This window comes from Pseudomonas sp. TNT3, from assembly GCF_010095445.2.
Classification (GTDB): domain Bacteria; phylum Pseudomonadota; class Gammaproteobacteria; order Pseudomonadales; family Pseudomonadaceae; genus Aquipseudomonas.
Genome location: NZ_WFGV02000044.1, coordinates 1 through 26869, shown reverse-complemented (window position 1 = coordinate 26869; position 26869 = coordinate 1). Strand labels below are relative to the sequence as shown.

Genomic DNA, 26869 nt, shown 5'->3' with positions numbered 1-26869 from the left:
CTGAAGCGCTGTATCAGGAAAACCTTACATTCAGCTTTTACGACTGCTTCGCAGCCGGACGGGGATAATCCCCTCACCACAGGCTTCGCCAGCTGCTACAGAGGTTGCGTTGAGCAACGAGTGATGATTTGACGTTGGATTAATTATTGGCCGAGCACCTCCACACAGCAATCCAAAGTGTACTACCCGGTTAGTTTTGTGTTCGATTATCGAACACTATGGCCGTTGGTGAATTGACGATTTTTTGTCCACTGCGCAACATCAACTGCACATTGAGTCCGGTCATGAACCACCGGGTTCGGTAACCAACGACACAGCACACCCTATAAAAACAATCGGTGGCCTACATGATTCCTTCTCAGAGCTCTCCCATGGAGCGTCCCTCCATGACCCCTGCCAGCAGTGGTGTCGGCGACAAGATCCGCGGTGCCATGGCGGTCGGCAAGACCCGCTGGGGCATGCTGGCGCTGGTGTTTTTCGCCACCACCCTGAACTACATCGACCGTGCAGCACTGGGCGTGATGCAGCCGATCCTGGCCAAGGAAATGAGCTGGACGGCGATGGATTACGCCAACATCAATTTCTGGTTCCAGGTCGGTTACGCCATCGGCTTCGTGTTGCAAGGTCGATTGATCGACAAAGTCGGTGTGAAGCGCGTGTTCTTCTGCGCGGTGTTGCTCTGGAGCCTGGCCACCGGCGCTCATGGTCTGGCCACTTCGGCGGTCGGCTTCATGGTCTGCCGGTTCATTCTCGGACTGACCGAAGCCGCCAACTACCCGGCCTGTGTCAAAACCACGCGGCTGTGGTTTCCGGCCGGCGAACGCGCTGTGGCCACGGGCATTTTCAACGCAGGTACCAACGTCGGCGCGATGTTCACCCCGATGCTGTTGCCGCTGATCCTCCACGTGTGGGGATGGCAGGCCGCGTTCCTGTGCATGTCGGCATTGGGCGGGATCTGGTTGTTGTTCTGGGGTTTGAAGTATTTCAACCCGGAAGATCATCCGAGCGTTAAACAAACGGAACTCGACTACATCCAGAATGAAGTCGAGCCGGAACAAACCCGCGTACCTTTTTCGAAAATCCTGCGCATGCGCGGCACGTGGGCATTTGCCCTCGCTTATTCGATGACCGCGCCAGTGTTCTGGTTTTACCTTTACTGGCTGCCGCCCTTCCTCAACCAGCAATACAACCTGGGAATCAACGTCACCCAGATGGGTATCCCGTTGATCATCATCTACGTGACCGCTGACTTCGGCAGCGTCGGTGGCGGGATCCTGTCCTCGTTCCTGATCGGTCGCGGCATGAATTCCATCAAGGCACGCCTGTTGTCCATGTTCCTGTTCGCCTGCTGCATCGTCGGCGTGATCATGGCGGCGGGGTCCAGCAATCTTTGGGTCGCCGTGTTCGCGATCTCGCTGGCCATCGGTGCGCATCAGGCCTGGACCGCGAACATCTGGAGCCTGGTGATGGACTACACGCCCAAGCACATGATGAGCACCGTGTTCGGCTTTGGCGGCATGTGCGCAGCCATTGGCGGGATGTTCATGACCCAGTTGGTGGGCCATATCCTGACGGTGACAAACAACAACTACACCGTGCTGTTTACCATGATCCCGGCGATGTACTTCATCGCGCTGATCTGGATGTACTTCATGGCACCGCGCAAGATTCCTACCGTCACTGACTGATATTCCTTCCTCTTGCGGGCCTGATTCCAGGCCCGCTTCGCCAAGTCATCGCTTGCGCTGCTGCCACACTGCCGCCAACCCGCTGCAGCAGATCACCGCGATCCCGACCACCGTGGTCAGGGTCGGCGTGTGGGAAAACAGCAGCCATCCCAACAAGCCTGCAAAGACGATCTGGCAATAGCCGAAAGGTGCCAACAAGGCCGGTGCGGCGTATCGGAATGCCTGGGTCAGCAACAGGTGGGCCGTCATCCCGCAGGCGCCTAGCGCCACCATCAGACACCCATGAAACAACGTGGGCACCTGCCAGAAAAACGGTACCAGCGCGCTCATCACCAAGGTGTTGCACAGACCGGCGAAGAAGTTGCTGGTCGTCGGGCTGTCGATTTCACTGAGCTTGCGCGTGAGCAACTGATAGAAGCAGAAGAACAGCGCCGAACATAAAGGCAGCAACACCGCCGGCGTGAACAACTCCCCACCGGGATGGACAATGATCAGTACGCCGATGAACCCGCAGATGACCGCGATCCATTGGCCACGGGTCACATGCTCTTTCAACAACGGCACCGACAGCGCAGTCACCAGCACCGGGGCAAGAAAGTTGACGGCCGTGGCTTCGGCCAGGGGGATGTATTGCAAGCCGGTGGTGAAAAACAGACTGGTACCCAGCAGGCACAACGCCCTGACCAACTGCAGCATCGGTCGCTTGGTACGCAGGACACGCAACCCCGATTGCGGCAGGAAAATACCCGCCATCAACAAGGTATGAACCACATAGCGGGCCCAGACCACCATGACGATCGGGTAGAAACCCGACAGGTACTTCGACAAGGCGTCATGGCTCGAGAAGAGAAACGTGGCGATGACGATCAGCAAAATCCCTTTCAAGGGATGGTTAACGCCGGAGAGCGGTGTGCTGACGGTCATGAATGTCCCTTACGTCCTGAAATCAAAAACATCGTCGTGTCGTCCTCTCGATTATTGTCAGGATAGATCCATCTCGACAATTTAGAACCTGATTCCATTTTCCTTCATGGACGTACGACGAAACTGTGCGAACAACGCACAGGTTTTTCCTCGCATCAGTCTAGCTAAACAACTCGGAGGCCAGACTCGCCGCCGACAACTCCTCTGTAAATCTCAGCAAGACCGGCGCCAATTCATGCAACCGCGCTCCCGGCATCCGCGCGCTGGGGCCGGCGATGCTCAATACACCAATGACTCGCCCATCAGCGGGATGGCGCACCACCGCCGCAATCGCCGAAGTACCCACGGCCGAGCTTTCCTCGACCCACGCATACCCCTGTTCCCGCGCCAGCCGCAAGCGTTCGAGCAATTCAATGTTGGAGCGTGGCGCGTTCGGGCCGAGATCTTTGGGCTGCTCCGTGCCCTGGCGCTCGACCAATGACAGAGCTTCGGCATCGCTCATGCACGCCAGCCACGCATGCCCGGAAGCCGTGTAAAACAGCGGCGCATCACGGCCCATGTCAGGGTCATAGCGCAACCCGGTCCGAGCACCCTGGGCTTTGGCAATCCAGGTCTGGCGCTCGCCTTCGATCACGCCCAGGCGCACCAGTTCACCGGTTTCCTGGGCGAGACGATCAAGTACAGGCTGGACAATATCGGCACCGCTAGTCGACAGATAACGAAACCCCATCGCCACCAGTTTGGTCGACAGCTGATAGCGCAGGTTCTCCGGGTTTTGCCGCACGTAACCCAATCGAATCAGCTCGGCGAGCAAGCGGTGCGTCGCACTTTTCGGGATATCCAACTGCTCCGCGAGCACCTGCAGGGGCACGCCGCGGGGGTCACTGGTGAGGCTCTCCAGGACGCTGAAAACTCGTTCGATCTGACTGCCGGCCATGGGGGGTTCCAACGAAAAGATTTCGGCGATTCTAAAAGACAATGGGGTGAATGCGAAATCTGGAACCAGTTTCCGCTGACGTCCAAATGTTGGTAGTCCTGAAAAGCACCTTGTAGCAGCTGGCGAAGCCTGCGTTCGGCGGCGAAGCCGTCGTGAAATCAGGCGACGCGGTGTTCAGGAAAATTTCGCGGTCAGGTTTTACGACTGCTTCGCCGCCGAACGCAGGCTGCGCCAGCGGCTACAAAGAGCGTGTTTCGTCCCCTTACACATTCAGCCCGCACGCCCGGGCCGATGCGGTTATTCATGGACAGGGCGATTACCCGCCTTCATCAATCCATGAGAGACCACAACCATGTTATGGAACAAGGCAAGACGCAGCACCAACGTTAACGACACTCGCGAGGGCAAGGACGCCCGTAAACCTACAGGGTTAGTACTCGGCGCAGGACTGGCGTTCGCACTCACAGGCGCCGGCGTGTACACGGCGCTGAGTCCAACACAAGAAACGCCATCCGAGCAAAACACCTCGAGGTTCCCCGTACCCGCCGTCGACCCGCAATTGACGTTCGTTCAGGCCGTGCTGGGCGATACCGAAGACACCTGGAAGGACCTCTTTGCCCAAACCGGAAAACACTACCCCGAACCGACGTTGACCCTGTTCGGCAACGGCGTGAATTCGGGATGCGGTTACGTCGGTTCCGGGGGCGGCCCGTTTTATTGCCCCACAAACAAACAGGTTTACCTCGATCTCGAATTTTTCCGAATTATGGCCGAACGCTATTCGGTGGCGGGCGATTTTGCCCAGGCCTACATCATCGCTCACGAGGTTGGTCATCATGTGCAGCTTGAGCTGGGCCTGTCCGAGCCCTTGGAGAAAGCCCTCAACGAAGACCGGCCCGTGATAGGTGACGGTGGCCTCGAGGTTCGCGGCGAACTGCAAGCCGACTGCCTGGCAGGAGTCTGGGCGCACCATGCACAAAAACGGCACGAGTGGCTGGAACCGGGGGATATCGACGTCGCGCTGAACGCCGCGTCAACCTTCGGCGACGACTACCTGCAGGCGCTGAGTAAAGGCAACGTGTTGCCTGAGACGTTCAGCCACGGCACCTCGCAGCAGCGCCAGCACTGGTTCACCCAAGGTTTTACCGTGGGTGCCGTAGACGCCTGCGACACCTTTACTGCCGAGACCCTGTAATCCCCTTCGTCAGCTCAAATCGCTGATATCACCCCAGGCACAGAACCGCCGCGTCATAAGGCTGTCAGACGACCGGACTGGCGCGGCACCTGCTCACCAGCAACACTCATCACCACGCTTCTTCATCACGCAAGGAAAGAGGGTTCCCACATGCTATGGAAAAAAGGCCGACGCAGCGACAACGTGGTAGATGCCCGTGGAGATAATGTCGGCGGTGGTGGCGGTGGGATGCGCTTTGGTGGCGGCAAAGGTTTGAGCCTGACGGCAATCATCTTGATTGTCGGCATCGGCTGGATCACGGGGCAGGATCCCTTGCAGATACTCGGGCAACTGACCGGGCAGATGAGTGAGCAATCGGCACCGGCGACCACCCAGACGCGCAAGGCGCCACCGGCCAATGATGAGAGTGCCGAGTTCGTGCGCTCGATCCTGGGTGATACCGAAGATACCTGGGGCCAGATTTTTCAGCAGGCGGGACGGCAGTATAAAAACCCGACCCTGGTGTTGTTCAGCAACCGCGTCAACTCGGCATGCGGTCTGGCGACGTCGGCGACCGGCCCGTTTTATTGCCCGGCAGACCAGAAGGTCTACCTGGACATGAGTTTCTTCCAGGAAATGTCCCAACGCTTTTCCGCAGCCGGCGACTTTGCCCAGGCTTATGTGATCGCTCACGAAGTCGGACACCACGTTCAGACGTTGCTCGGGGTGTCGGCGAAAATTCAGGCTGCGCGCCAGCAAGGTCGGCAGATGGAAGGTGACGGCGGATTATTGGTCCGTCAGGAGCTTCAGGCCGATTGCCTGGCCGGCGTCTGGGCGAACAATGCACAGAATCGCCTGAACTGGCTCGAGCCCGGTGATATCGAAGAAGCCTTGAACGCCGCCAACGCCATCGGCGACGACCGCTTGCAACAGCAAGGTCAGGGTCGCGTGGTGCCGGACTCGTTTACCCATGGCACGTCAGCGCAAAGGGTGCGCTGGTTTAAAACCGGATTTGCACAAGGCCAGGTTGGCCAGTGCGATACCTTTGCGGCGAAAAATCTGTAAATGAAAAATTGGCTGTTGATGCTGTTGTTTACCTGCGCAAGTACCCTGGCCGCCGAACATGGTGTGAAAGAAATCAGTCCCGGGCGGTTGTTGTTGAAAGAAGGTGAGATGGCCGTCGGCATTGGTCCGGCGCCCGCGAAGATCGAACGCGTACTGATCATCCTGCATGGTCGGTTACGCAACGCTGAAACCTATCGCCAGAGCGCCGAACACGCGGCCGAACTGGCCGGACAAACGTCCACCACGCTGGTGGTCGCCCCCCAGTTCCTCAACGAAACAGATCTCGCCCTGCACCCATTGCCCGACACCGTGTTGCGTTGGCAGGGCAATGAGTGGATGGCGGGCGGTTTATCCACCGCGCCGTTTCCTCTCGGTTCCTACGCAGCGCTCGACCAAATCATCGGCCGGTTTGCCGACCGTCGACAGTTTCCAGACGTGAAGGAAATTATTATCGCCGGGCACTCCGGCGGCGCTCAGGTGGTGCAACGGTATGCACTGCTGAGCAGCGATCAGCCGGAGCTGGAAGCGGCCGGCGTGCACGTGCGCTACGTGATCGCCAATCCTTCTTCCTATGCGTATTTCGATGAGCGACGGCCGGTGGCGTTCAACCATGCGGGCTGCCCTGGTTTCAATCGCTGGAAGTATGGGCTCGCGGATTTGCCTGCTTACGCACAAGGACAAACCCCTGCGACACTTGCGCAGCAATACGCCAAGCGTGACATTGTTTACCTGTTGGGCCAGCAGGACACCGATCCGAATCATCCGGCGCTGGACAAGGGGTGTGAGGCGAAAGCTCAGGGCCCGAATCGGCTGATGCGCGGGCGCAATTATTTCGAGTACTTGAAGCGCGAGCATCCTGAGGGGCTGAACCAGCAGCTGATCGAGGTGCCCGGGGTTGGGCATGATGGGGATGGGATGTTTACGTCACCGGAGGGGCTGAAGGTGTTGTTTGGTCAATAAACAATGGCGCCCAGGTTGACGCCATCGCTAGCAGGTCGAATCGTCGCACCGTAGCTCCCACAGGGTTCTGTGTTGAATGACAGACCTGAGGTTGACCCAGTCAATGTGGGAGCGGGCTTGCCCGCGAAAGCGGTGGCAGCGACGACCCATCACTTAAACTGAAAGCATCTGCCTGAGCTCAACACAATCCGCCGCATGCCAGTCCGTCAACTCCGGCCACGGATTATCCGGCAGGTTCACCAACACCGTCCGCGCCCCCGCAGCCCGGCCGCAATCCAGATCAAAGCGGTAATCGCCCACCATCACCATCTCGCTGGCCGGCACGTTCCAGGCCTCAGCCAGTTTCAGCAAACCACCCGGATGAGGTTTTGGCGGTGCTTCATCGCGCCCCAGCACATCCTCCACCGCGAAACAGTCCGCCAAGCCGATGGCCTCCAGCGTCACGTGCGCGAGTTCCCGCGCATTACGGGTGAGGATACCCAGTCGGTAGCCACGTCCCGCCAGTTCACGCACCAGTTCCACCGCTCCCGGCGCCGGTGTTGAACCCAGAGCCAGATCACGTTCGTGCTCCAGCAGCCACGCATGTTTCGTGGCCGCTTCCTCCGCCGGCAGCGCGGCGAGGTGGGTCAGGATGTCGTCCTCGGCCGGGATCGACAGCGCCACACGAATCGCCGCGAAGTCGTGCACGGCCACGGTCAGGGTGCCGTCCATGTCGAACACCCAGTTCCGCACCTCGCCCAGACTCATGCCCAATCCTTGCGGTAGCGAATCAGGCCTTCCTGCGTGACCGACGCCACCAGTTGCCCCGCGCGGTTGAACACGCTGCCACGGGTAAATCCACGGGAATTACCGGCCCATGGGCTGTCCATCGCGTACAGCAACCAGTCATCGGCGCGCAGATCCGCGTGGAACCACAGCGCGTGGTCCAGGCTGGCGACCTGCATGTCCTTGTGCCAGACCGATTTGCCATGGGGCTGCATCGAGGTGGTCAACAAGCCGAAATCCGACGCGTAGGCCAACAGGTATTTATGCAATGCCGGCGAATCGGCCAAGGCACCGTCGGCGCGAAACCAGACGTACTTGATCGGATCCGACGGTGTCGGGTTGTAGGGGTCTTTCTCGGTAATCGGCCGGAATTCGATGGGCTTGGGGCACAACAGTTTTTCGCGCATGTGTTCCGGGATCAGGTGCGCACGCTGCTGGGCCAATTCGAGTTCTGAAGGCAGGTTTTCCGGGCCGACCACGACCGGCATCTCGGCCTGGTGCTGGAAGCCTTCTTCGTCATATTGAAACGACGCGCTGCAGGTGAAAATCGGGTTGCCCTTCTGAATCGCCGTCACCCGGCGCGTACTGAAACTGCCACCGTCACGCACCCGGTCCACCTGGTAAACCACTGGCAGCGCGGAATCGCCCGGACGCAGAAAATAGCCGTGCATCGAATGCACATGGCGCGCTTCTTCTACCGTCTGACTGGCCGCCGACAGCGACTGACCGATGACCTGACCGCCGAACAACTGGCGAAAGCCCAAATCCTGACTGCGGCCACGGAACAGGTTTTCCTCGATCGGCTCCAGGGTCAGCAGGTCGACCAGATCATCCAACACTTGGCTCATTCAGACTCTCCTAACACAACGCAATGCCGCGCAGTCTTGGCTGCGGCGGTCGATTCAATTTCTGGCCAGCGCCATCATGGGAGCCATTGTAAACATCCCGGCCGGCTTAGCCATGCAAGGTTTGCAGCCATTGTTCACGGGTGATGCGGTACAGCACATGGTGACGCAGCGGATGGCCGACGGCGAGCTTGGGATGCTCAAAGTCATCGGCTGAATCATGGTGCATGCCGATGGCCTGCATGACTTTCTCCGACGGCAGATTGGATTGCGCCGTGAAGGCCACGACTTCGTTCAGCGCCAACCGGTCAAACCCGCAGCGCAGAGCGGTCCAGGCCGCTTCACTGGCATAACCCAGCCCCCAGTGTTCACGCGCCAGGCGCCAGCCGATCTCGATGGCGGGTGTGAAAGGCGCGTCGAACCCGACCACACCCAGCCCGGTAAAACCGATAAAAGCACCCGTGTCCTTGCGCTGCAGCGCCCAGAGACCAAAACCATGCTCGGCAAAATGTCCACGAATGCGACCGATCAACGAGGCGCTTTCCAGCCGACTCAAGGGCGCCGGGAAGTAACGCATCACTTGTGGGTCGGCGCACATCGCCGCAAATTCCGGCAAATCCTCATCACACCATTGCCGCAACAGCAGGCGTGCGCTCTCGAGTTCCAGTATCGGCTCCATCGTGCTCCCCCTTTCCATGCCTCAAGTTTACATCGCTGGTAGGATCCTTCATTCATTCCTACACGCGTCCAAGATAAATCAGCCATGCCCCTGCCGTTGATCTACCACGACGACTACAGTCCCGAGTTCCCGGCGGATCACCGCTTTCCCATGGACAAATTTCGCCTGCTGCGCGATCACCTGGTAGACAGCGGGTTGACCCGGGACGCCGACCTGCTGCGCCCGGAACTCTGCCCGCCAGAGATTCTCGCCCTCGCTCATGACCCTGCGTATATCGAACGCTACATGGGTGGCGAGTTGTCCCGTGAAGACCAGCGGCGTCTCGGCCTGCCCTGGAGCGAAGCTCTGGCCCGACGGACGATACGGGCGGTTGGCGGTTCACTGCTGGCGGCCGAGCAGGCGCTGGAACACGGATTGGCGTGCCACCTGGCAGGCGGCACACACCATGCGCATTACGATCACCCCGCCGGTTTCTGCATCTTCAATGACCTGGCCGTCATCAGCCATTTCCTACTACAAAGCGGTCGGGTGAACCGGGTGTTGATCTTCGATTGCGATGTGCATCAGGGCGACGGGACGGCGCGGATCCTGCACAACACCCCTGAAGCGGTCACCGTTTCCCTGCACTGCGAGAAGAACTTTCCTGCACGCAAGGCTGATAGCGACTGGGACATTCCGTTACCGATGGGCATGGGCGACGCTGATTACCTGAAAGTCGTCGACGATGCGCTCAACTATTTACTGCCGCTGTACCAACCCGACCTGGTGTTGTACGACGCCGGCGTCGATGTGCATAAGGATGACGCGCTCGGCTACCTGAAGCTGACGGACGAAGGCGTCGCCGCACGGGACGAAAGCGTGATGCGGCATTGCCTCGGCAGGGATATTCCGGTGGTCGGGGTAATCGGCGGCGGCTACAGCAAAGACCGCAAGGCCCTGGCGCGTCGACACGGGATTCTGCACCACAGCGCGCAACGGGTCTGGCTGTCATCAGGGTGTCATTGAGCTGTGGATGCTTTACCCACAATGCCTGTGGAGCTGCCTGTGGATAACCTGAGTGAAAGGGACTGCAGGCCTTGATGTGTATAGCCTGCAAAGTGGTGGTTGTTTTTTGATCAGCTTTCGAACCATCCCCACTCCCTGCGGGAGCTGGCTTGCCAGCGATGAAAGTTGCACATCCAGCATCTTCGATAACCGACAGACTGCTATCGCTGGCAAGCCAGCTCCCACAGGGAATATGTGCTGATAGAATGCGCGCCTTATTCCGCCACACCGCAGCGCTCGCCATGACCAAACCATCGCCCTCCTCTTCCTCTCATGTCGCCATCATCGGCGGCGGCCCCGCGGGGCTGATGGCGGCCGAAGTACTGAGCCAGGCCGGGATCAAGGTCGACCTGTACGACGGCATGCCTTCGGTAGGGCGAAAATTCCTGTTGGCCGGGGTCGGCGGCATGAACATCACCCATTCCGAAGCCTACCCGGCGTTTCTCTCCCGTTATGCCGAACGCGCTCCGCAGATCGCCCCACTGCTGCGCTCATTTGGTGCTGATGCCTTGTGCCAGTGGATTCATGATCTGGGCATCGAAACCTTTGTCGGCAGTTCGGGCCGCGTGTTTCCTACCGACATGAAAGCCGCTCCCCTGCTGCGCGCCTGGCTCAAGCGCTTGCGCGAGGCTGGCGTAGTTATCCACACCCGCCACCGCTGGTTGGGCTGGGACAACAGCGGCAGCTTGCGCATCGACAGCCCCGAAGGCGAAAAAACCATTAAACCCGACGCCACCTTGCTGGCACTGGGCGGTGGCAGCTGGTCGCGCCTGGGTTCCGATGGCGCGTGGATGCTGCCACTTGAGCAGCTCGGCGTCGGACTGGCGCCTCTGCAGCCGAGCAATTGCGGCTTCGAGGTGCAGGCCTGGAGTGATTTGATGGTCAGTAAATTCGCTGGCGCGCCGCTGAAAAATATCGCCATCGGCCTCAATGACGACGTCCCGCGGCTTGGCGAATGCGTGATTACCGCGACCGGGATTGAAGGCAGCTTGATCTATGCCCTGTCGGCTCCGACCCGTGAAGCCATCAATCAGCACGGCTCAGCGACCCTTCACCTGGACCTGTTGCCGGGCCGGCCTGTGGATAAAGTCCAGGCTGCACTGGATAAACCACGGGGTTCACGCTCCCTGTCCAAACACCTGCACAGTCAGCTCGGGATCGATGGCGTCAAAGCGGCGCTATTGCGAGAACTCACACCGACTGAGACGTTTGCCGATATGGCACTGCTGGCCAAAGCGATCAAAGCGCTGCCACTGACCCTGGTGAAAACCCGCCCACTGGACGAGGCCATCAGCAGTGCGGGTGGTGTGTTGTTCGAAGCGATGGATGAACGCTTGATGCTCAAGCAAGTGCCTGGCGTTTTTTGCGCGGGGGAAATGCTCGATTGGGAGGCGCCGACCGGGGGGTATTTGCTGACGGCGTGTTTCGCCAGTGGGCGTGCGGCGGGGTTGGGGATGGTGGACTGGCTCAAGGGCAGCGGCAAGCCTGCTGCGTTTTGATCGTTCCCACGCTCTGCGTGGGAACGATCACTCAAACAGCGAATTAAGGCTTCTTCTTACGCGGCCCGGTATTGAACACCGGCACTTTTCGCACAGGCTTGATCGAAGGTTCCGGCGCCGAAGCATCCCCACTCTCGACCCACTTGCCCAGGTTGCGCTTGCCGCCGCCGGAAGTTTTTGGCTTCTTCGGCTTTTTCGGTTTCTTCACGACCTGACCGCTGGCATCAGTGTCCGGCACGCGGTGTTCAGGTTCAAAATCGTGCTCCACCTGCCGAGGCAATGTCTGACGCGTCAGCGTTTCAATGGCCGACAGCAGATTCACTTCATCCGCGCAGACCAGCGAAATCGCCTGCCCGGTTGCACCCGCACGACCGGTACGACCAATGCGGTGAATGTAGTCTTCCGCCACGATCGGCAGGTCAAAGTTGACCACCAACGGCAAATCTTCGATATCAAGACCGCGGGCCGCCACGTCGGTTGCCACCAGGATCTGTACTTCACTGGCCTTGAAACGGTCCAGTGCGCGCTGGCGCGTCGCCTGTGGTTTATCCCCGTGGATGCCGTCGGCGTTGATGCCCAGGCCCTGGAGTTTTTCCACCAGCGCGTCCACGCCGTTACGGGTTTTCGCGAACACCAGGACCTGCTTCCACTTGCCCTTGCGCAGCAAATGGATGAACAGTTCCGGCTTGCGCTTTTTGTCGACCGTCACCACCCACTGCTTGACCGTGTTGGCGGCAACGTTGCGCGGGCTGACCTCGATGGTCAGAGGGTCGTTGAGCATTTGCCCGGCCAACAAACGGATGGCGTCGGAGAACGTCGCGGAAAACAACAGCGTCTGACGTTGTTTCGGCAGCACGCGGTAAATATTCCCCAGCTCTTCCGAAAAACCCAGATCGAGCATGCGGTCAGCTTCGTCAAGAATCAGGGTTTGCAGCTGATTGAACTTGAGGGCCTTCTGGCGATACAGGTCGAGCAAACGACCCGGGGTCGCCACCAGCACGTCGACACCTTTGCGCAGCTTCATCATCTGCGGGTTGATGCTGACGCCGCCGTATACCGCGTAAGTGCTCAACGGCAGATTCTCGGCGTACTGACGCACGGCTTCGTGAACCTGTTCCGCCAATTCACGAGTCGGCACCAGGATCAGCGCGCGCACCGAGTTTGACGCCACTTTCGGCCCTTCCATGGCCAGCAATTGCAGGAGTGGCAGCGCGAAACCGGCGGTCTTGCCTGTCCCCGTCTGGGCGGCGGCCATCAGGTCGCGACCGGCCAGCACCGCTGGAATGGCCTGCGCCTGAACCGGCGTCGGGGTCTGGTAGCCGAGCGTCTCAAGAGAGCGCAGCAAGGGTTCGATCAGGCCAAGGGTGGCGAAAGTCATGGGATTACCGTAGGAAAATTCAGCGCGGTTGTGCAATGCCGCGCAGTTTACCCTAATTCACGCGGGATTCTGTCGGCACCGCTGCAGCGGGTTTGACCGGAGCCCGTCGCCACTGCGGCAACCCGATCAGGACCACGGCGCTGATGATCACGGCCATGGCCAACGCTTCTTCAATTCCGATGGTCTCACCGACAAACACAATCCCGAGCAATACCGCGACCGCCGGGTTCACGTAGGCATAGCTTGTAGCCGCCGCTGGCCGCACGTTTTTCAACAGGTACATGTACGCGTTGAACGCGATGATCGAGCCGAAGAAGATCAGATAAGCCAGGGCCACCCAACCTTCAACCGGTGGCAGGCTTTCCAGGCGTTCGCCGCTCACGGCGCTGCCGATCAACAACACAACGCCGCCCACCAGCATTTCCACCGCGCTGGCCATCGCTCCCTGAGGCAACGGCAGGTGTCTGCTCCAGACCGACCCAAAAGCCCAGGCCGCTGCGGCGAAGACCAGCAACGCTGCGCCCGTCGGGCTCGATTGCAGGTTGGAGCCGAGGTTCAACATGCCAATGCCGATCAACCCGAGCACAATCCCGGCCCATTCGAGACGGGTATTTCGCGCGCCCCAGAAGTATCCGCAGAGCAAGGTAAACAAGGGCACCGTCGCCACTGCCAACGCGGCAACCCCCGAAGCAACGCCTGTATGTTCGGCAATACTGACCGCACCGTTACCACAGCTCAGCAGCAATATTCCGATGATGCCCGCCGCTTTCCACTGCGCCCACGTCGGTGCAGGTGCCCCGCGCCAGCGCAGGAACGCGTACATCAGCGTGCCCGCAATCACGAAGCGAATACCGGCGAGCAGCAGCGGCGGCCAGTATTCCACGCCGATTCGAATCACCAGGTAGGTCGAACCCCAAATCACGTACAGCGCGAAAAAGGCGGCGATCAACGGTAAGGGGAAGCGACGTAAGCCAGGCATGGGGCAGCTCGAAGGCAAGACAAAAGAACGGTTATTCTAGAAAGGCCAATGGGTAAAAATAAGTTACAAAATTGGTTTTTCGCACCGGTACACTTTGAAAACATGGTCTCTGTCCGGCCTGCAGAAACTATGTAGGAGCTGTGTAGGAGCTGTGTAGGAGCTGTCGAGTGAAACGAGGCTGCGATCTTTTGATTTTGCCTTTAAAAATCAAGATCAAAAGATCGCAGCCTCGTTTCACTCGGCAGCTCCTACAGGGCTCAGGGTGTGGGAGTTCGAGGGATCAAGCGTTCAACAGATTTACCCTGTTCCCGTCAGAACCCGCGATGCCGCTTCAAATGCTCATTGATCTTCGCCGCCGGCACTTTCTGCAAACTGCATAGCAAATCGTGAGACAACTCGCGCAGCCCATGCTTCTGCCGTAATTCCTGGGCCAGGTGCGCCGTCAGGTTGGCCGCCATCTCCGCATCGGCCATGGCCCGGTGAGCCTGGCCCGTGTGGGGCAGTTGCGCGAAGGTGGTGAGGGTGCCGAGTTTATGGTTCGGCGCCGCCGGCATCAGACGACGGGCAAGCAGCAGTGAACAGGCAAAGTTCTGCAAGCGGGTGCGCTTGATGCGCCCCATCTCGAAATCCCAGAACTTCTGGTCGAACGCCGAGTTGTGCGCCAGCAGAGGCGTGATGCCAACGAACTCGTTGACCTCGTTCATCACTTTCTCGGCCGAGGGTGCGGTGCGCAACATGGCGTTGCTGATGCCGGTGAGTTGTTCGATGAATCCCGGCACGCGCACGCCGGCGTTCATCAGGCTCTGGTAACGCTCGACGATGCGCCCCTGTTCAAGGATCACCACGGCGATTTCCGTGGCCCGGCAACTGCTGCTCGGTGAGATCCCGGTGGTTTCAAAGTCGATGACTGCTATGCGTTCCAAACCTGTTTCAACTCCGTAAAAATCAATTCTTGAGCAGCAATGCGCCTTCGATCGGCACATAGCGGCTGGCGGCGCGGATCAGCGAATTGGCGGTCAGGCCAGGCACGCCGTAAGCCACGGCTTGCACGCCATGCTTGCTGATGATTCGCTCGAGCAGCATGTCGAAATCACCGTCGCCGGAAGCCAAAACGACTTCGTCGACGTGATCGGCGGCATCCATGATATCGAGGGTGATGCCCACGTCCCAATCACCCTTGGCCGAGCCGTCGCTGCGCTGGATGTAGGGTTTCAGCTTCACGACGAAGCCCAGGTTGCGCAGGATCTGCTGGAACTGCTGCTGTTTGCTGTCGCCACGATCGATCGCGTAGGCATAGGCCTCGACAATCTCGCCCTGCTTGCTGATATCAGCCCACAGCGCGGCGTAGTTGAAGTGGCAACCATAAGCCTGACGCACGGTGTAATAGAGGTTCTGGACATCGGCGAACACTGCGATTTTTTTCACCGTTCATCCTCGTTCGCGCGCAGACGCGCAGGCTGGATCAGGCACCAGGCCCGAAAGGGAGCCCAGTATGCCAGCACGAAGGAATGTTCCGCGAATAATCAGCCATGCGGCGAGGGAGGTTGCCCCCTCGCCGCAACGGAATCAGACGAAGGAGTCGTCATCTGCGCCAAAGAATGACGAACTGTCGTCACTGTAATCAGCATCGGCATAACCGCCCTGATCACTGGCGCTGTTGTCAGCGACACGCTGGTCATCGCCCCAACCATTGTCGCCGCCGCTCTGATCGTTGACCTGAGCCGGTTCTTCCTTGATCACTTCAACCACTTCGGGCTGCTGATTGTGATTGAACAGGCTGCTGATGCCTTGTGCCAGCATCACGCCACCCGCCACGCCGGCTGCCGTTTTCAGGGCGCCTCCAAGAAAACTGCCACCCGCAGGCTGCTGCGCGGCGTAATTTTGCTGAGGGGGTGCAGCACCGAAGTTTTGCTGAGCGGGCTGCGAATTGAACGAAGGACGCGCCGGCTCACGCCAGCCTCCACTGCTCGAAACCGGTGCCGATTGAGTGCTCGCGGGCTGCGTATCACGGGAACCACCGCCAAAGATGCTCGACAGGAAGCCACCACTCGCCGGTGCTGAGGGCTGTGCTTTGGCTTGCTGCAGCTCGGCCTGCAATTGCTGGACTTGCTGGGTGAGTTGCTTGTTCTGCTGGTCGAGGCTCTTGAGAGCTGCCTCTTGCACCAGAATCGCCTGGGTCATGAAATAGCCTGCTGCGGGCTGGCGAGTCAGGTGTTCCTTGATCCGCGCCTCGGCCTGAGCGTCACGCGGGGCTGAATCCGTTTCGGCCTGCTGCAGCCGGGAAAACAGTCCATCGATCAGGGTTTGTTCTTCGCTGTTCATGGCGACCTCGTAGATTGCCGGGAATTTCGTCGTCTCATCCGCTGTGGATAAGCTGCTCACTGGTAATGGAGGCTGATACAGGATGTTTCAATGACCTTTACCGAACGTTTACGTTTGCGCCCCCAAGCGCATCATCGGTTAAAGTGAGCCACTGCTTTCAATCTGCGATACCGACTGATGAATTCCTTCGATGTACTGCGTGACTCTCTGTATTTCTTCAAGCGCAATCTGGGCCAGATCGTGCGGCTGTGCCTGCCGCTGGTGATCTTCGAGGCGCTGTTGCAACAAGTCGTTGACTACTCCACTGAGCCGGACAGCTTTCCTGGCATCAGCGTGATCGTCGGTTTGTTGATCTACCCGCTCTACACCGCCGCACTGATCCTGTTTCTCGACGCCCGCAGTCGTGGCGAATCGCCGCGCACCCGTGACCTGCTGGCAATGTCTGCGACCCTGTGGCCGCGTTTCGCCCTGCTGACGGCCCTTAACACGCTGCTGATCCTGCTCGGCTTGTCGCTCTATTTCCTGCCAGGCATCTGGCTGATGGTGACCCTGGCCTTCGGCGAATACCTGCTGGTGCTGCGTGGATTGGCCCCGCTTGCCGCCATGAAGGAAAGCCTGCGCCTGACACGGGGACATTTCCTGAGAATCCTGGTGTGCATCCTGTGTGTGATGGGCCCGTTGTGGGTACTCAAGGGCGCGACACTGACGATCTACCCGGACCCGCAAAACCCGGTCATCTCATTGTTGATCGACAGCGCCCATAGTTTCCTGCAACTGTTCACCAGCGTGGTGCTGTTCCGTTTGTTCATGTTGATCAGCGAACAACCGGCCAAAACCGATGGGCCGCGTAACTGACGCCGCAAACTACCTGTAGCAGCTGGCGAAGCCTGCGTTCGGCTGCGCAGCAGTCGTAGAAATCTGTGGTCGCGGTTTTTCAGTCAAACCGCGTATACCGTTTACGACTGCTGCGCAGCCGAACGCAGGCTTCGCCAGCTGCTACAAGGAGCGGGTGATCACGCTAACATCCTTGGGATTACGCCCGACGCTCGGTTATGCTCGGGCTCATCTTTTGTAACGCGATAAAAGCCGAGTCATGACCCGTCTACTGCGCTACACCTTGCTGGGCCTGCTGATCGCGATCGCCCTGGTCGCCCTGCTGATCTACAACCTGACCTGGCGCCCCGAGGCCAAGGAAATGTTGCCCGTCAGTTGCAACGCACAGGCCCCCACGCTGGTGCCTGGCCAAGCGCTGAAGATAATGACCTGGAACGTCCAGTACCTGGCAGGCAAGCGCTATGTGTTCTGGAACGACCTGGCCCAAGGCAATGACGAAAATCCCACGCCGGAGGACATGGCATTCAGCCTCGATGAAGTCGCGCGGGTGATCCGTGACGAGCAGCCGGACATTGTGCTGTTGCAGGAGCTGGATGACGGTGCCAAAGCCAGCGACTACCAGAACCAGCTCAAACTGCTCCAGGAACGGCTCGCCGACCTCTACCCCTGCAGCGCCCACGCGTTCGACTGGAAGGCCGAATTCGTTCCCGAGCCCCACATCTTTGGCGCCGTCGGCCGGCAACTCGCCACCCTCAGCCGCTACCAGATCGAACACGCCGAACGCCTGCAATTGCCCATTGAGCCCGCCAACTTCATCAGCCGTCAGTTCAAACCGAAAAACGCTCTGCTGGTCACGTATCTGCCGCTAAGCGATGGCGGCCAGATCGCCGCGCTCAATACGCATCTGGACCGCGCCACCCAACCGGATGAAACGCTGCAAGACCAGGTGACCGCCGTGGGCAAGGTGCTCGACCGATACGAAAGCCGAGGCACGCCCTGGCTGATTGGCGGTGATTTCAATCTGTTGCCGTTGGGGCAATTCCAACGCCTGCCCAACGAACAACGCACGCCCTACTCCGCCGACAGCGCGCTGCATCTTCTGTGGGACAAATACCCGATGATCCCCACCAACAACGAGGCCAGCGGTGCCGACCGGGCGCTGTGGCTGACGCATTACCCGAACGATCCGGGCTTGAACGGCCCGGACCGGACGGTCGATTACCTGTTCTACAGCCCGCGAATCAAACGGGTCGAGGCCATGGTCAGGCAGGACGATACGTTGCGCATTTCCGATCACTTGCCAGTGATTGCGCGGTTTCTGTTGCCCGCAGCACCGTAAGCTCTGGCTAAACACAAAACCTGTAGGAGTGAGCCTGCTCGCGATAGCGGTGGATCAGGCACCCTATACATCGCCTGGAAAAAAGCCATCGCGAGCAGGCTCACTCCTACAGGGGGAATTGTGCACAACCGGTTCGGTTCAATGCGCCTCTTCCAGCTCATCATGCAGCAACCCGAAAATCTCGCGTTTCATCTCGATAAACGAGCGCTCCATGACCATGTCCAGGTGGCGTGGACGTTCGATCGGCACATCCAGAATCTGCTTGATCCGCCCGGGCCGCGCGCCCATCACGTAGACCCGATCCCCCAACAGAATCGCCTCGTCGATATCGTGGGTCACGAACAGCACGGTTTTTTTGCTGTTGCCCCAGACCCGCAATAACAACTGCTGCATTTGCAGGCGCGTCTGGCTATCGAGGGCGCCGAAAGGTTCGTCCATCAGCAGAATCTGCGGGTCGTTGGCCAGCGCGCGAGCAATCGCCACACGTTGCATCATGCCGCCGGACAACTGCTTGGCGTAGTTGTCGGCAAAGCCGGTCAGGCCCACTTCATTGACGTAGTAGTCGACGATTTCCTTGCGCTGCGCGGCCGCCATGCCACGCCGTTTGAGACCGAACTCGACGTTCTGGCGCACGGTCAGCCAGGGAAACAGGGTGTAGCTCTGGAACACCATGCCGCGGTCCGCACCCGGTCCCTGCACTTGCTGGCCGCCCACGTAGATCTCGCCTTCGGTGGGTTCGTTGAGCCCGGCGGTGAGGTACAACAGGCTCGACTTGCCACAGCCTGACGGCCCGACCAGCACCGCGAATTGTTGATCGGGCACCTCGAACGACACCTTCTCCAGCGCGGTAAACATCCCGCCGTCGGGCTTCTGGTAGCGCAGACTGACCTTGTCCACTTGCAACCGTGGCGCGGCCTGTACCGGAGCCGACTGGGACGTGACGAAACGAGGGTTGACTGCGGTTACTGAGCCCATGCGGCGATCCTCAGACGTAGGAAGCGGAACAGTTGATCGGTGAACAGGCCCAGCAGGCCGATGATCGCGATAGCCAGGAAGATCACGTCAACCTGAAAGCCGCGCATGGCTTTGAGACTCAGGTAACCCAGGCCACTGGACGCCGCCACCAGCTCGGCGACCACCAGGTAAGTCCAGGCCCAGCCCATGGTCACGCGCAAGGTGTCGAGGACACCGGGCAACGACGCTGGCGCGATCACGTGCAGCACCGCATCGCGGCGATTTGAACCGAGGGTGTAGGACGCGTTGATCAGGTCCTTGGAGATGCCTTTCGACACGTCAGCGATCATCACCAGTTGCTGGAAGAACACGCCGAAGATGATCACCGAAACCCGTTGCTCCAGGCCGATGCCGATCCACAGAATGAACAGCGGCACGAACGACGTCACCGGCAAGTAGCGAATGAAATTGACCATCGGTTCGAGGAACGCTTGAACGATGCGGAAGCTGCCCATCAGCAACCCCAGCGGCACGGCCACCAGCGACGAGATAATAAACCCGACCATCACCACTTCGAGACTGGCCCACACATGCAGACCGAGGGTGCCGTCGCGGCTCAGGCGCACGGCGGCTTCAACCACCGCACCCGGTGTCGGCAGGAACATCCCCGGTACCACACCGCCGTAAGACAAGCCGGCCCACAAGCCCACCAACAACACCCAGGCCAGCCCACTGGCGCTCCAGATCACCTGCACCGGCAGACCGGTCTTGGGCGTGATGCAGCGGCTCAGCCATGAATTGCGCTTGAACATGCGAACCTCCTACAGCGGGGTGACGAAGCGGTTGTCGATCAGATCGTCATTGCTGACGTTGTAGGGTTTGCCCTGCAATTCACTGGCGGTTTCGTTGGCCAGTTTGATCAACGCTTCGCTGTCGCCCGGCGCACCCGGCGCGCCCAGGAGTTTCTCGCTCATCGCCTGATCGTAGAACCGCACGCCTTTCGCGGCGGCGGCCAGTTCCTTCGGATCGGCCAGGTAACCACCGACGCCCTTGGCCATGATCTTGTAGGCTTCTTCCGGATGATCCTTGGTGTACTGGACGGCCTTGTACAAACCAGCGACCAGCGCCTTGACGTCTTCCGGCTGCTTCTCGATGACCGAACAGTTGAGCGCCACCACGTCGACGATCACACCCGGAGTGCTGCTGCTGTCGATCAGCACCTTGCCTTGCTGTTTGCTGCGCACCATCGACAGATGCGGTTCCCACGTCACGGCAGCCGGCACGCGCCCGGCGATGAACGCGGTGGCGGCATCGTCAGCCGTCATGTTCTGCACGGTGATGTCGCTCATGGTCATGCCGTGTTTTTTCAGCAGATAAGACAACCAGAACTGCGACGTCGACCCTTCGTTCACTGCCACCGCTTTGCCTTTGAGCTCCTGCAGACTCTTGACGTCCTTGCCCACCAGCACGCCGTCGCCACCATGGCTGTCGTCCAGTGCAGCCACGGCCTTGAAGCAAAATTGCGGACGGTATTTCAGCACTTCGTCGATGGTCGACGCCGAGCCCGACAACTCGCCGGAAGCCTGCGCGGCCATGTACATGGAGGCTTCTTCGACGACGGGCAATTCGACGGTCAGGCCGTTTTCCTTGAAGTAACCCAGGTCCCGGGCCAGGTAGAGCGTGCCGTAGCCCACCCAGGTGGTGTGGCCGATAGAGAGGGTGCCGGCCTGGGCGCTGGTGGCGACCGTGGCGGCAATGGCGGTGAGCGCCAGTGGATGGGCGAGACGGGTAAGCAAGGACTTGATCATGGAGCACTCCCAAAGCTGTTGATTTAGTTTTGATGGGCAGTACGGCCAGCGGCTCTGGACATCAGCTGTCACCTCGGGTCTCTGATGGACCTTGCGGTGGGCAGCATCGGGCTGACTGGTGAAGTCGATGTTGGCCCAGTGCGGGGAGAAGGAAAATTAGGAAATATGTCGCCGGGAGTGATGAAAAAACTGGGTAGCGTGCCCGGTAAAAGGGCGGTGTTGGAAGAGGTGCACGGGGTGGGTGCAAAAGATTAGATAGGGTGTGAATCGCCAATAGCTATCGCGGGCAAGCCCGCTCCCACAGTGTGCGTGTTGGCCTCAAAATCCGGCACTTACACAAATCTGTGGGAGCGGGCTTGCCCGCGATTGAGGTCCGCAAGAGCGATAAAAGATCAGAGCCGGCCGTATTCCTGCGCCGTACGATCCAGCGCTTTCAAGGTCTTGCCCACCAACTCATCAATCTCCTCACGACTGGCAATCAGCGCCGGCGCCATGATCATCCGCCCCAGCGTCGAGCGAATGATCACCCCTTCTTCAAAGCCAATTGTGCGGCAACGCCAGGCAATGTCGTTCTCATTGGCGAAGCGCTTGCGGCTGGTCTTGTCCTCGGCCAGTTGCAACGCCGCGACCATGCCCACGCCTTGAATATCACCCACCAACGGGTGATTGCCGAACACCTCGCGCAAGCACTGTTGCAGGTACGGGCCGATGTCATCCTTGACGCGCGTGACCACGCCTTCATCGCGCAATGCCTTGAGATTGGCAATCGCCACCGCCGCCGCCACCGGGTGTCCGGAATAAGTCAGGCCGTGGGCAAATACCCCGCCCTGTTCCACCAGCACCTGGGCCATTTTCTTCGACAGGATCAACCCGCCCATGGGGATGTAGCCGGAGGTCAAACCCTTGGCGATGGACAAGGTGTCCGGTTCAAAACCGAAGTACTCATGGGCGAACCATTCGCCGGTACGACCGAAGCCGCCGATCACTTCATCAGCACACAACAGCACGTCGTACTGGTGGCAGATGCGCTGGATTTCCGGCCAGTAACTTTCCGGTGGAAAGATCATGCCGCCCGCTCCCTGGAACGGTTCGGCGATGAAGCCCGCGACCTTGTCCGCACCCAGTTCGAGAATCTTCGCTTCCAGTTGCTGCGCCGCTCGCAGGCCGAATTCCGCCGGCGTGAGATTGCCCTCATGGGTGAAGAAATACGGCTCGTCGATGTGTTCGATGTCCGGGATCATGCCGCCCATTTCATGCATGAATTTCATCCCGCCCAGCGCCGTCGCGGCCAGGGTAGAACCGTGGTAGCCGTTCCAGCGACCAATCATGATTTTCTTCTCGGGCTTGCCGAGCACCTGCCAGTAACGGCGCACGGTGCGGATCAGCACCTCGTTGGCCTCAGACCCGGAGTTGGTGTAGATCGCGTGGCTGTAGTGCCCCGGCAACAGGCTGAACAGCAGCTCCGAGAGCTCGATCACCTGCGGGTGGGTGGTGTGGAAAAACATGTTGTAGTACGGCAACTGCTCAAGCTGCCGGGTCGCCGCCGCAGCCAGATCCTTGCGTCCGTAACCGAGATTGGTGCACCACAAACCGGACATGCCATCCAGGTAACGCCGACCGTCGTTGTCCCACAGATGCAGACGCTCACCGCGGACCATCACGCGTGGTCCTTCGTCGTTCAGGGCTTTTTGATCGACAAAGGCGTGGATGTGGTGCGCAGCGTCGGCGGCCTGATAGTCGCGGGTTTCACGTGGTGTGGTCATCGCCAGTTCTCCGTTTTGTTGTGAGCGGCTGTTATCAGCGCAGCTGAAACCAGGTGGTCTTCAGCTGGGTGTATTTATCAAATGAGTGCAGCGACAGGTCGCGGCCGAATCCGGACTGTTTGCCGCCGCCAAAAGGCACCGTCACGTCCAGCGCATCGACGCTGTTGACCGACACCGTGCCCGCTCGCAATTGTCGCGCCACGCGGTGGGCGCGGTTGAGGTCGTCGGTCCACAGCGAAGCCGCCAGACCGTAGACGCTGTCGTTGGCCAGTTGCAAGGCCTGTGCCTCGTCATCGAACGCCGTCACCGCCAGCACCGGGCCGAACACTTCATCGCGAAACAGCGGCATGTCCGGGCGCACACCGGTGAAGATCGTCGGTTGAATAAAGTTGTCGGAACCGTTGAAGATCGACTGGCGACCGCCACACACCTTCGTCGCGCCCTGGCGTTCGGCCTGCTCGATAAACTTCATGATGCGCGCGGTCTGGCGGCTGTCGACGATCGCTCCGGCGCTGCTCGACGGGTCCAGTGGATCCCCCGGTAGCCAGCGTTCAGCCTGGGCTTTGAGGCGCTCGACAAAGGCGTCGTGAATCGAGCGCTCGACTAACAACCGCGAGTTGGCCGAGCACACTTCGCCCTGATTGAAGAAGATCCCGAACGCGGCTTTCTCGGCGGCCAGATCAAGGTCCTGGCAATCGGCGAACACCAGGTTGGCGCTCTTGCCGCCGCACTCCAGCCACACCTGTTTCAGGTTCGATTGCGCGGAATACTGCATGAAGTATTTGCCGACTTCCGTGGACCCGGTGAACACCAGGCAATCGACGTCCGGGTGCAAGCCGAGGGCTTTACCGGTCTGCTCGCCAAGCCCGGGCAACACGTTGAGCACACCTGCTGGCAAGCCGGCTTCCAGCGCCAGTTCGGCCAGACGCAGGGCAGAAAAGGGTGACTGTTCAGCGGGCTTGAGGATCACCGAATTGCCCGCCGCCAGTGCCGGCGCGAGTTTCCATGCTGCCATGTCCAGCGGGAAGTTCCACGGCACGACTGCCGCGACCACGCCCAACGCTTCACGGGTGATCGTGGCGAGGACGTTTTGCGCGCTGGGGGCGATCTGATCGTAGAGTTTGTCGAGGCTCTCGGCGTACCAGCGAAACACTCCGGCGGCGCCGGGGACGTCGATGTTGTAGGCATCCATTACCGGCTTGCCCATGTTCAGCGAATCCAGCAGTGCCAGTTCTTCACGATAGGTCATGAGCAGGTCAGCCAGACGCAGCAGCACTTGCTTGCGCTCAGCCGGTGATCGGCCCGACCACGTGCCGGCCTCGAACACCTGCCGTGCATTACGCACCGCCGCGTCTACCTCTGCTTCGCCGCACGCGGTCACGTTCGCCAGGCACTGGCCGGTGGCTGGATTGATTGCCGCGAAGGTCTGCCCTGTCTGCGCCGTACAGTGTTTGCCGTCGATGACGGCCTGATCGGGAAACCGCAGGGCAGCGGTTTTATTTTGCCAATATGCAAGCTCGAACACGTTCAGACGCTCCAAAGGCTTTCTTGTGTTCTGGATGTTGGCTCAGGTACGAGTCCAGCAAAAATAGTAAAAATGTCTTCGCAGACGATAAAAAAACGGGGTAGTCATTCTCCCCAGCCGGGTTGCTTGTGGTTATTGTTCAAGCAACAAAAACACCGTCGTCAGAACGGATGCGGGCGGCTCGCAATTTGCTTGGATGTCGACATCATCCACCCCGAGGTTTGCCGTGGCTGCCTACAACCTGCGTCAACTGAAATACTTCATCACCACCGTCGAGTGCGGCAGCGTCGCCGAGGCTTCGCGCAAGCTGTACATCGCCCAGCCGGCGATCTCCACGGCAATCAAAGGCCTGGAGGACAGCTTCGGTGTGCAACTGCTGATCCGGCACCACGCTCAAGGTGTGTCGCTGACGCCCAGCGGCGCGCGCTTTTATCGCAAGGCCCAGGAACTGCTGCGCATGGCCAAGGAGTTCGAACAGAACGCCCTGGCCGACAACGATGTGGTGTCCGGACAAATCGATATCGGCTGCTTTGAAACGGTCGCGCCGTTGTACTTGCCGCAGCTGATCGCCGGGTTTTCGGCGCTATACCCCGGGGTGAAGATCCGCATCCGCGACGGTGAGCAACAAGAGCTGGTGCAAGGCCTGACATCGGGCGCCTTCGACCTGGCCATCCTGTATGAACACGATCTGGACGCCACCATCGAAACCGAGCCGTTGATGCCGGCGCAACGACCCTATGCGTTACTGCCGGCGGACCATCGCTTCGCCCAGCTCAAGCAAGTGTCGCTGCGGGATTTGTGCCTGGAGCCGATGATTCTGCTGGACGTGCAACCGAGCCGGACCTACTTCGTCAGCCTGTTTGAAGAGTTGGGCCTGACCCCGCACATCGCGTTCAGCTCACCGTCGATCGAGATGGTCCGGGGCATGGTCGGGCAAGGGTTTGGTTTCTCGATCCTGGTCACGCGGCCGCACTCGGAATGCACGTATGACGGCAAGAAAGTAGTGTGCGTGGACATCGTTGAGGATGTCACGGGGTCGGGGTTGGTGGCGGCGTGGCTCAAGCGCGGGCAGTTGACCAAACCGGCGCAGATGTTTGCTGATTATTGTCGGGAGCAACTGACGGCCAAGGCCGGGTCTTGAACGTCAACGTCAAAAGATCGCAGGCGCGTTTTTAACGTCAACGTCAAAAGATCGCAGCCTCGTTTCACTCGACAGCTCCTACACAGCTCTGCATGTATTGCGTATCCCTTGTAGGAGCTGTCGAGTGAAACGAGGCTGCGATCTTTTGATCTTCAGGTTTTACGAGGCTTGATCCGCGCAGTAGCCTCGGCCACCAATGGATCATCCGGCCAATAATGCTTCGGATACCGCCCCTTCAAATCCTTCTTCACCTCGGCATACGTGCTGCGCCAGAAGTTCGCCAGGTCCTGGGTCACTTGCACCGGACGACGCGCCGGGGACAATAAATGCAGCTTCACTACTTGGCGACCACCGGCGATACGCGGGGTGTCGGACAGGCCAAACAGTTCCTGCAACCGCACCGCCAGAATCGGCGGATGCTCGCTGTAATCCAGACGAATCGACGAGCCCGATGGCACGGACAAGTGATGGGGTGCCAGTTCGTCCAGCCGTTGCGGGAGTGGCCAGGGCAGCAGGTTATGGACGATGCTCGACAGGTCCAGATTGGCGAAGTGACTGAGGCGCGAGACCTTTCCCAGATACGGCATCAGCCAGTGTTCGAGGTTTTTATTCAACGCCCCGTCGCTGACATCCGGCCATTCACTCTCGCCTTTGCTGCCCAGATCCAGTTGGCGCAGGAGCGCCACACGCGCCTGCCACTGGCGCAGCTCCGGGGTCCAGGGCAACAGCTCCAGCCCCTTGCGTCGCACCAGATTGACCAGCGCCTGACTGCGCGCGGTTTCATCCAGACCGGTCAGTGGTTCACGGCTGAGGATCAACTCCCCGACCTTGCGCTGCCGCTCGGCGCGCAGCACACCTTCGCGCTCATCCCAATCCAGCTGATCGACCACGCGCACTTGTTCGGCCAGCACCGAGTCGAACAACGCCGGATCGAAATCCGCCGCCAGATAAATCCGCTCCTCGCGCTGCCCCTGTCGACTGCCGAGGTCGGCGATCACCAGCCAGGGTTGCTTCATCAGACTGTCGGCCTCGGCAAACAGCGCGGCGCGACCGTTGGCCAGACGATACTCAGCGCCCCCGGCACGCCGCTGCTGGGCGACGCGGTCGGGATAGGCCAGCGCCAGCAGTGCGCCCAGCCAGCGCGGATGATCCGGGTTGCTGACCGGTTCCGACGCTTTACCCCGCAGATAACCGCGATACTGCCGCGCCAGTTGCCGGGCACGCTGCACGCCGCCCTGAGCACCAC

The 26869-nt window shown here is 59.8% G+C and carries 25 protein-coding genes; 9 read left to right on the top strand and 16 right to left on the bottom strand.

The window, feature by feature from the left end:
* Positions 1-347: 347 nt before the first annotated feature.
* A complete protein-coding gene (locus GBC55_RS22360; protein ID WP_162439559.1) occupies positions 348-1688 on the top strand; it encodes an MFS transporter in 1341 nt (446 codons plus the stop codon).
* Between the two features lie 45 nt (positions 1689-1733).
* Here the strand turns inward: GBC55_RS22360 and GBC55_RS22355 are convergent, their stop codons facing one another.
* A complete protein-coding gene (locus tag GBC55_RS22355; RefSeq protein WP_162439560.1) occupies positions 1734-2612 on the bottom strand; it encodes a DMT family transporter in 879 nt (292 codons plus the stop codon).
* Positions 2613-2772: 160 nt separating this feature from the next.
* Complete coding sequence (locus GBC55_RS22350; protein WP_162439561.1) at positions 2773-3549, bottom strand: IclR family transcriptional regulator; 777 nt, start codon at positions 3547-3549, stop codon at positions 2773-2775.
* A gap of 352 nt (positions 3550-3901) precedes the next feature.
* Between GBC55_RS22350 and GBC55_RS22345 the strand changes: the two genes are divergently transcribed.
* The 3 genes from GBC55_RS22345 to GBC55_RS22335 all read left to right on the top strand — a co-directional run bounded on the left by GBC55_RS22345 (position 3902) and on the right by GBC55_RS22335 (position 6748).
* Positions 3902-4744, top strand: coding sequence for a neutral zinc metallopeptidase (locus tag GBC55_RS22345; protein WP_162439562.1), 843 nt, complete (start codon positions 3902-3904; stop codon positions 4742-4744).
* 150 nt (positions 4745-4894) lie between these two features.
* Entirely contained in the window at positions 4895-5788 is an 894-nt protein-coding gene (locus GBC55_RS22340; RefSeq protein WP_162439563.1) for a neutral zinc metallopeptidase, read from the top strand.
* Positions 5789-6748, top strand: coding sequence for an alpha/beta hydrolase (locus GBC55_RS22335; protein WP_162439564.1), 960 nt, complete (start codon positions 5789-5791; stop codon positions 6746-6748). It begins immediately after the preceding gene.
* A gap of 153 nt (positions 6749-6901) precedes the next feature.
* Here GBC55_RS22335 and GBC55_RS22330 read toward each other — a convergent pair whose 3' ends face one another.
* The 3 genes from GBC55_RS22330 to GBC55_RS22320 form a co-directional block, all read right to left on the bottom strand.
* Positions 6902-7495, bottom strand: a complete 594-nt coding sequence (locus GBC55_RS22330) for an HAD family hydrolase (protein ID WP_162439565.1) — start codon at positions 7493-7495, stop codon at positions 6902-6904.
* Complete coding sequence (gene tesB / locus GBC55_RS22325; RefSeq protein ID WP_162439566.1) at positions 7492-8361, bottom strand: acyl-CoA thioesterase II; 870 nt, start codon at positions 8359-8361, stop codon at positions 7492-7494. The genes GBC55_RS22330 and tesB overlap by 4 nt, the downstream gene beginning before the upstream one ends.
* Before the next feature lie 106 nt (positions 8362-8467).
* A complete protein-coding gene (locus tag GBC55_RS22320) occupies positions 8468-9037 on the bottom strand; it encodes a GNAT family N-acetyltransferase (RefSeq protein ID WP_162439567.1) in 570 nt (189 codons plus the stop codon).
* A gap of 84 nt (positions 9038-9121) precedes the next feature.
* Between GBC55_RS22320 and GBC55_RS22315 the strand changes: the two genes are divergently transcribed.
* On the top strand, positions 9122-10042 hold the full coding sequence (locus GBC55_RS22315) for a histone deacetylase (RefSeq protein ID WP_162439568.1): 921 nt from the start codon (positions 9122-9124) through the stop codon (positions 10040-10042).
* Positions 10043-10323: 281 nt separating this feature from the next.
* The gene (locus GBC55_RS22310; protein WP_178114322.1) at positions 10324-11580 is read left to right on the top strand and encodes a TIGR03862 family flavoprotein; all 1257 of its coding nucleotides are present in this window, start codon (positions 10324-10326) and stop codon (positions 11578-11580) included.
* 43 nt (positions 11581-11623) lie between these two features.
* Here the strand turns inward: GBC55_RS22310 and GBC55_RS22305 are convergent, their stop codons facing one another.
* The 5 genes from GBC55_RS22305 to GBC55_RS22285 all read right to left on the bottom strand — a co-directional run bounded on the left by GBC55_RS22305 (position 11624) and on the right by GBC55_RS22285 (position 16259).
* Entirely contained in the window at positions 11624-12958 is a 1335-nt protein-coding gene (locus tag GBC55_RS22305; RefSeq protein ID WP_162439570.1) for a DEAD/DEAH box helicase, read from the bottom strand.
* 52 nt (positions 12959-13010) lie between these two features.
* Positions 13011-13937, bottom strand: a complete 927-nt coding sequence (gene yedA, locus GBC55_RS22300; RefSeq protein ID WP_162439571.1) for a drug/metabolite exporter YedA — start codon at positions 13935-13937, stop codon at positions 13011-13013.
* Positions 13938-14248: 311 nt separating this feature from the next.
* Positions 14249-14860, bottom strand: a complete 612-nt coding sequence (locus GBC55_RS22295; RefSeq protein WP_162439572.1) for a 3'-5' exonuclease — start codon at positions 14858-14860, stop codon at positions 14249-14251.
* Between the two features lie 22 nt (positions 14861-14882).
* Positions 14883-15362, bottom strand: a complete 480-nt coding sequence (locus GBC55_RS22290; protein ID WP_054616703.1) for an NYN domain-containing protein — start codon at positions 15360-15362, stop codon at positions 14883-14885.
* Positions 15363-15503: 141 nt separating this feature from the next.
* Entirely contained in the window at positions 15504-16259 is a 756-nt protein-coding gene (locus tag GBC55_RS22285) for a DUF2076 domain-containing protein (protein WP_162439573.1), read from the bottom strand.
* 177 nt (positions 16260-16436) lie between these two features.
* Between GBC55_RS22285 and GBC55_RS22280 the strand changes: the two genes are divergently transcribed.
* Positions 16437-17114 (top strand): YciC family protein, encoded by a 678-nt coding sequence (locus GBC55_RS22280; RefSeq protein ID WP_162439574.1) that lies wholly within the window; start codon positions 16437-16439, stop codon positions 17112-17114.
* A gap of 238 nt (positions 17115-17352) precedes the next feature.
* On the top strand, positions 17353-18432 hold the full coding sequence (locus tag GBC55_RS22275) for an endonuclease/exonuclease/phosphatase family protein (RefSeq protein ID WP_162439575.1): 1080 nt from the start codon (positions 17353-17355) through the stop codon (positions 18430-18432).
* 138 nt (positions 18433-18570) lie between these two features.
* Here the strand turns inward: GBC55_RS22275 and GBC55_RS22270 are convergent, their stop codons facing one another.
* From GBC55_RS22270 to GBC55_RS22250, 5 genes are all read right to left on the bottom strand, one after another.
* Entirely contained in the window at positions 18571-19407 is an 837-nt protein-coding gene (locus tag GBC55_RS22270; protein ID WP_162439576.1) for an ABC transporter ATP-binding protein, read from the bottom strand.
* Positions 19395-20198 carry an ABC transporter permease gene (locus GBC55_RS22265; RefSeq protein WP_162439577.1) on the bottom strand — a complete coding sequence of 268 codons (804 nt, stop codon included), beginning with the start codon at positions 20196-20198 and terminating at the stop codon, positions 19395-19397. The genes GBC55_RS22270 and GBC55_RS22265 overlap by 13 nt, the downstream gene beginning before the upstream one ends.
* A 9-nt stretch (positions 20199-20207) precedes the next feature.
* The gene (locus GBC55_RS22260; RefSeq protein ID WP_162439578.1) at positions 20208-21194 is read right to left on the bottom strand and encodes an ABC transporter substrate-binding protein; all 987 of its coding nucleotides are present in this window, start codon (positions 21192-21194) and stop codon (positions 20208-20210) included.
* Positions 21195-21586: 392 nt separating this feature from the next.
* Positions 21587-22957: an aspartate aminotransferase family protein gene (locus GBC55_RS22255; RefSeq protein WP_162439579.1), complete on the bottom strand. Its 1371-nt coding sequence runs from the start codon at positions 22955-22957 to the stop codon at positions 21587-21589.
* 34 nt (positions 22958-22991) lie between these two features.
* Positions 22992-24482: an aldehyde dehydrogenase gene (locus tag GBC55_RS22250; protein ID WP_162439580.1), complete on the bottom strand. Its 1491-nt coding sequence runs from the start codon at positions 24480-24482 to the stop codon at positions 22992-22994.
* A gap of 226 nt (positions 24483-24708) precedes the next feature.
* On the opposite strand from GBC55_RS22250, the gene GBC55_RS22245 reads away from it, so the two are divergent.
* Complete coding sequence (locus GBC55_RS22245) at positions 24709-25623, top strand: LysR substrate-binding domain-containing protein (protein ID WP_162439581.1); 915 nt, start codon at positions 24709-24711, stop codon at positions 25621-25623.
* 152 nt (positions 25624-25775) lie between these two features.
* Here the strand turns inward: GBC55_RS22245 and GBC55_RS22240 are convergent.
* Positions 25776-26869: ATP-dependent helicase C-terminal domain-containing protein (locus GBC55_RS22240; RefSeq protein WP_281508187.1), on the bottom strand; the 1094-nt coding region annotated here is incomplete at its 5' end.

What these genes read in the sequence shown, in the direction of transcription:
- GBC55_RS22360 (WP_162439559.1), top strand. Translation starts at nt 348, where the DNA reads ATGATTCCTTCTCAGAGCTCTCCCATGGAGCGTCCCTCCATGACCCCT.
- GBC55_RS22355 (WP_162439560.1), bottom strand. Translation starts at nt 2,612, where the DNA reads ATGACCGTCAGCACACCGCTCTCCGGCGTTAACCATCCCTTGAAAGGG.
- GBC55_RS22350 (WP_162439561.1), bottom strand. Translation starts at nt 3,549, where the DNA reads ATGGCCGGCAGTCAGATCGAACGAGTTTTCAGCGTCCTGGAGAGCCTC.
- GBC55_RS22345 (WP_162439562.1), top strand. Translation starts at nt 3,902, where the DNA reads ATGTTATGGAACAAGGCAAGACGCAGCACCAACGTTAACGACACTCGC.
- GBC55_RS22340 (WP_162439563.1), top strand. Translation starts at nt 4,895, where the DNA reads ATGCTATGGAAAAAAGGCCGACGCAGCGACAACGTGGTAGATGCCCGT.
- GBC55_RS22335 (WP_162439564.1), top strand. Translation starts at nt 5,789, where the DNA reads ATGAAAAATTGGCTGTTGATGCTGTTGTTTACCTGCGCAAGTACCCTG.
- GBC55_RS22330 (WP_162439565.1), bottom strand. Translation starts at nt 7,495, where the DNA reads ATGAGTCTGGGCGAGGTGCGGAACTGGGTGTTCGACATGGACGGCACC.
- tesB (WP_162439566.1), bottom strand. Translation starts at nt 8,361, where the DNA reads ATGAGCCAAGTGTTGGATGATCTGGTCGACCTGCTGACCCTGGAGCCG.
- GBC55_RS22320 (WP_162439567.1), bottom strand. Translation starts at nt 9,037, where the DNA reads ATGGAGCCGATACTGGAACTCGAGAGCGCACGCCTGCTGTTGCGGCAA.
- GBC55_RS22315 (WP_162439568.1), top strand. Translation starts at nt 9,122, where the DNA reads ATGCCCCTGCCGTTGATCTACCACGACGACTACAGTCCCGAGTTCCCG.
- GBC55_RS22310 (WP_178114322.1), top strand. Translation starts at nt 10,324, where the DNA reads ATGACCAAACCATCGCCCTCCTCTTCCTCTCATGTCGCCATCATCGGC.
- GBC55_RS22305 (WP_162439570.1), bottom strand. Translation starts at nt 12,958, where the DNA reads ATGACTTTCGCCACCCTTGGCCTGATCGAACCCTTGCTGCGCTCTCTT.
- yedA (WP_162439571.1), bottom strand. Translation starts at nt 13,937, where the DNA reads ATGCCTGGCTTACGTCGCTTCCCCTTACCGTTGATCGCCGCCTTTTTC.
- GBC55_RS22285 (WP_162439573.1), bottom strand. Translation starts at nt 16,259, where the DNA reads ATGAACAGCGAAGAACAAACCCTGATCGATGGACTGTTTTCCCGGCTG.
- GBC55_RS22280 (WP_162439574.1), top strand. Translation starts at nt 16,437, where the DNA reads ATGAATTCCTTCGATGTACTGCGTGACTCTCTGTATTTCTTCAAGCGC.
- GBC55_RS22275 (WP_162439575.1), top strand. Translation starts at nt 17,353, where the DNA reads ATGACCCGTCTACTGCGCTACACCTTGCTGGGCCTGCTGATCGCGATC.
- GBC55_RS22270 (WP_162439576.1), bottom strand. Translation starts at nt 19,407, where the DNA reads ATGGGCTCAGTAACCGCAGTCAACCCTCGTTTCGTCACGTCCCAGTCG.
- GBC55_RS22265 (WP_162439577.1), bottom strand. Translation starts at nt 20,198, where the DNA reads ATGTTCAAGCGCAATTCATGGCTGAGCCGCTGCATCACGCCCAAGACC.
- GBC55_RS22260 (WP_162439578.1), bottom strand. Translation starts at nt 21,194, where the DNA reads ATGATCAAGTCCTTGCTTACCCGTCTCGCCCATCCACTGGCGCTCACC.
- GBC55_RS22255 (WP_162439579.1), bottom strand. Translation starts at nt 22,957, where the DNA reads ATGACCACACCACGTGAAACCCGCGACTATCAGGCCGCCGACGCTGCG.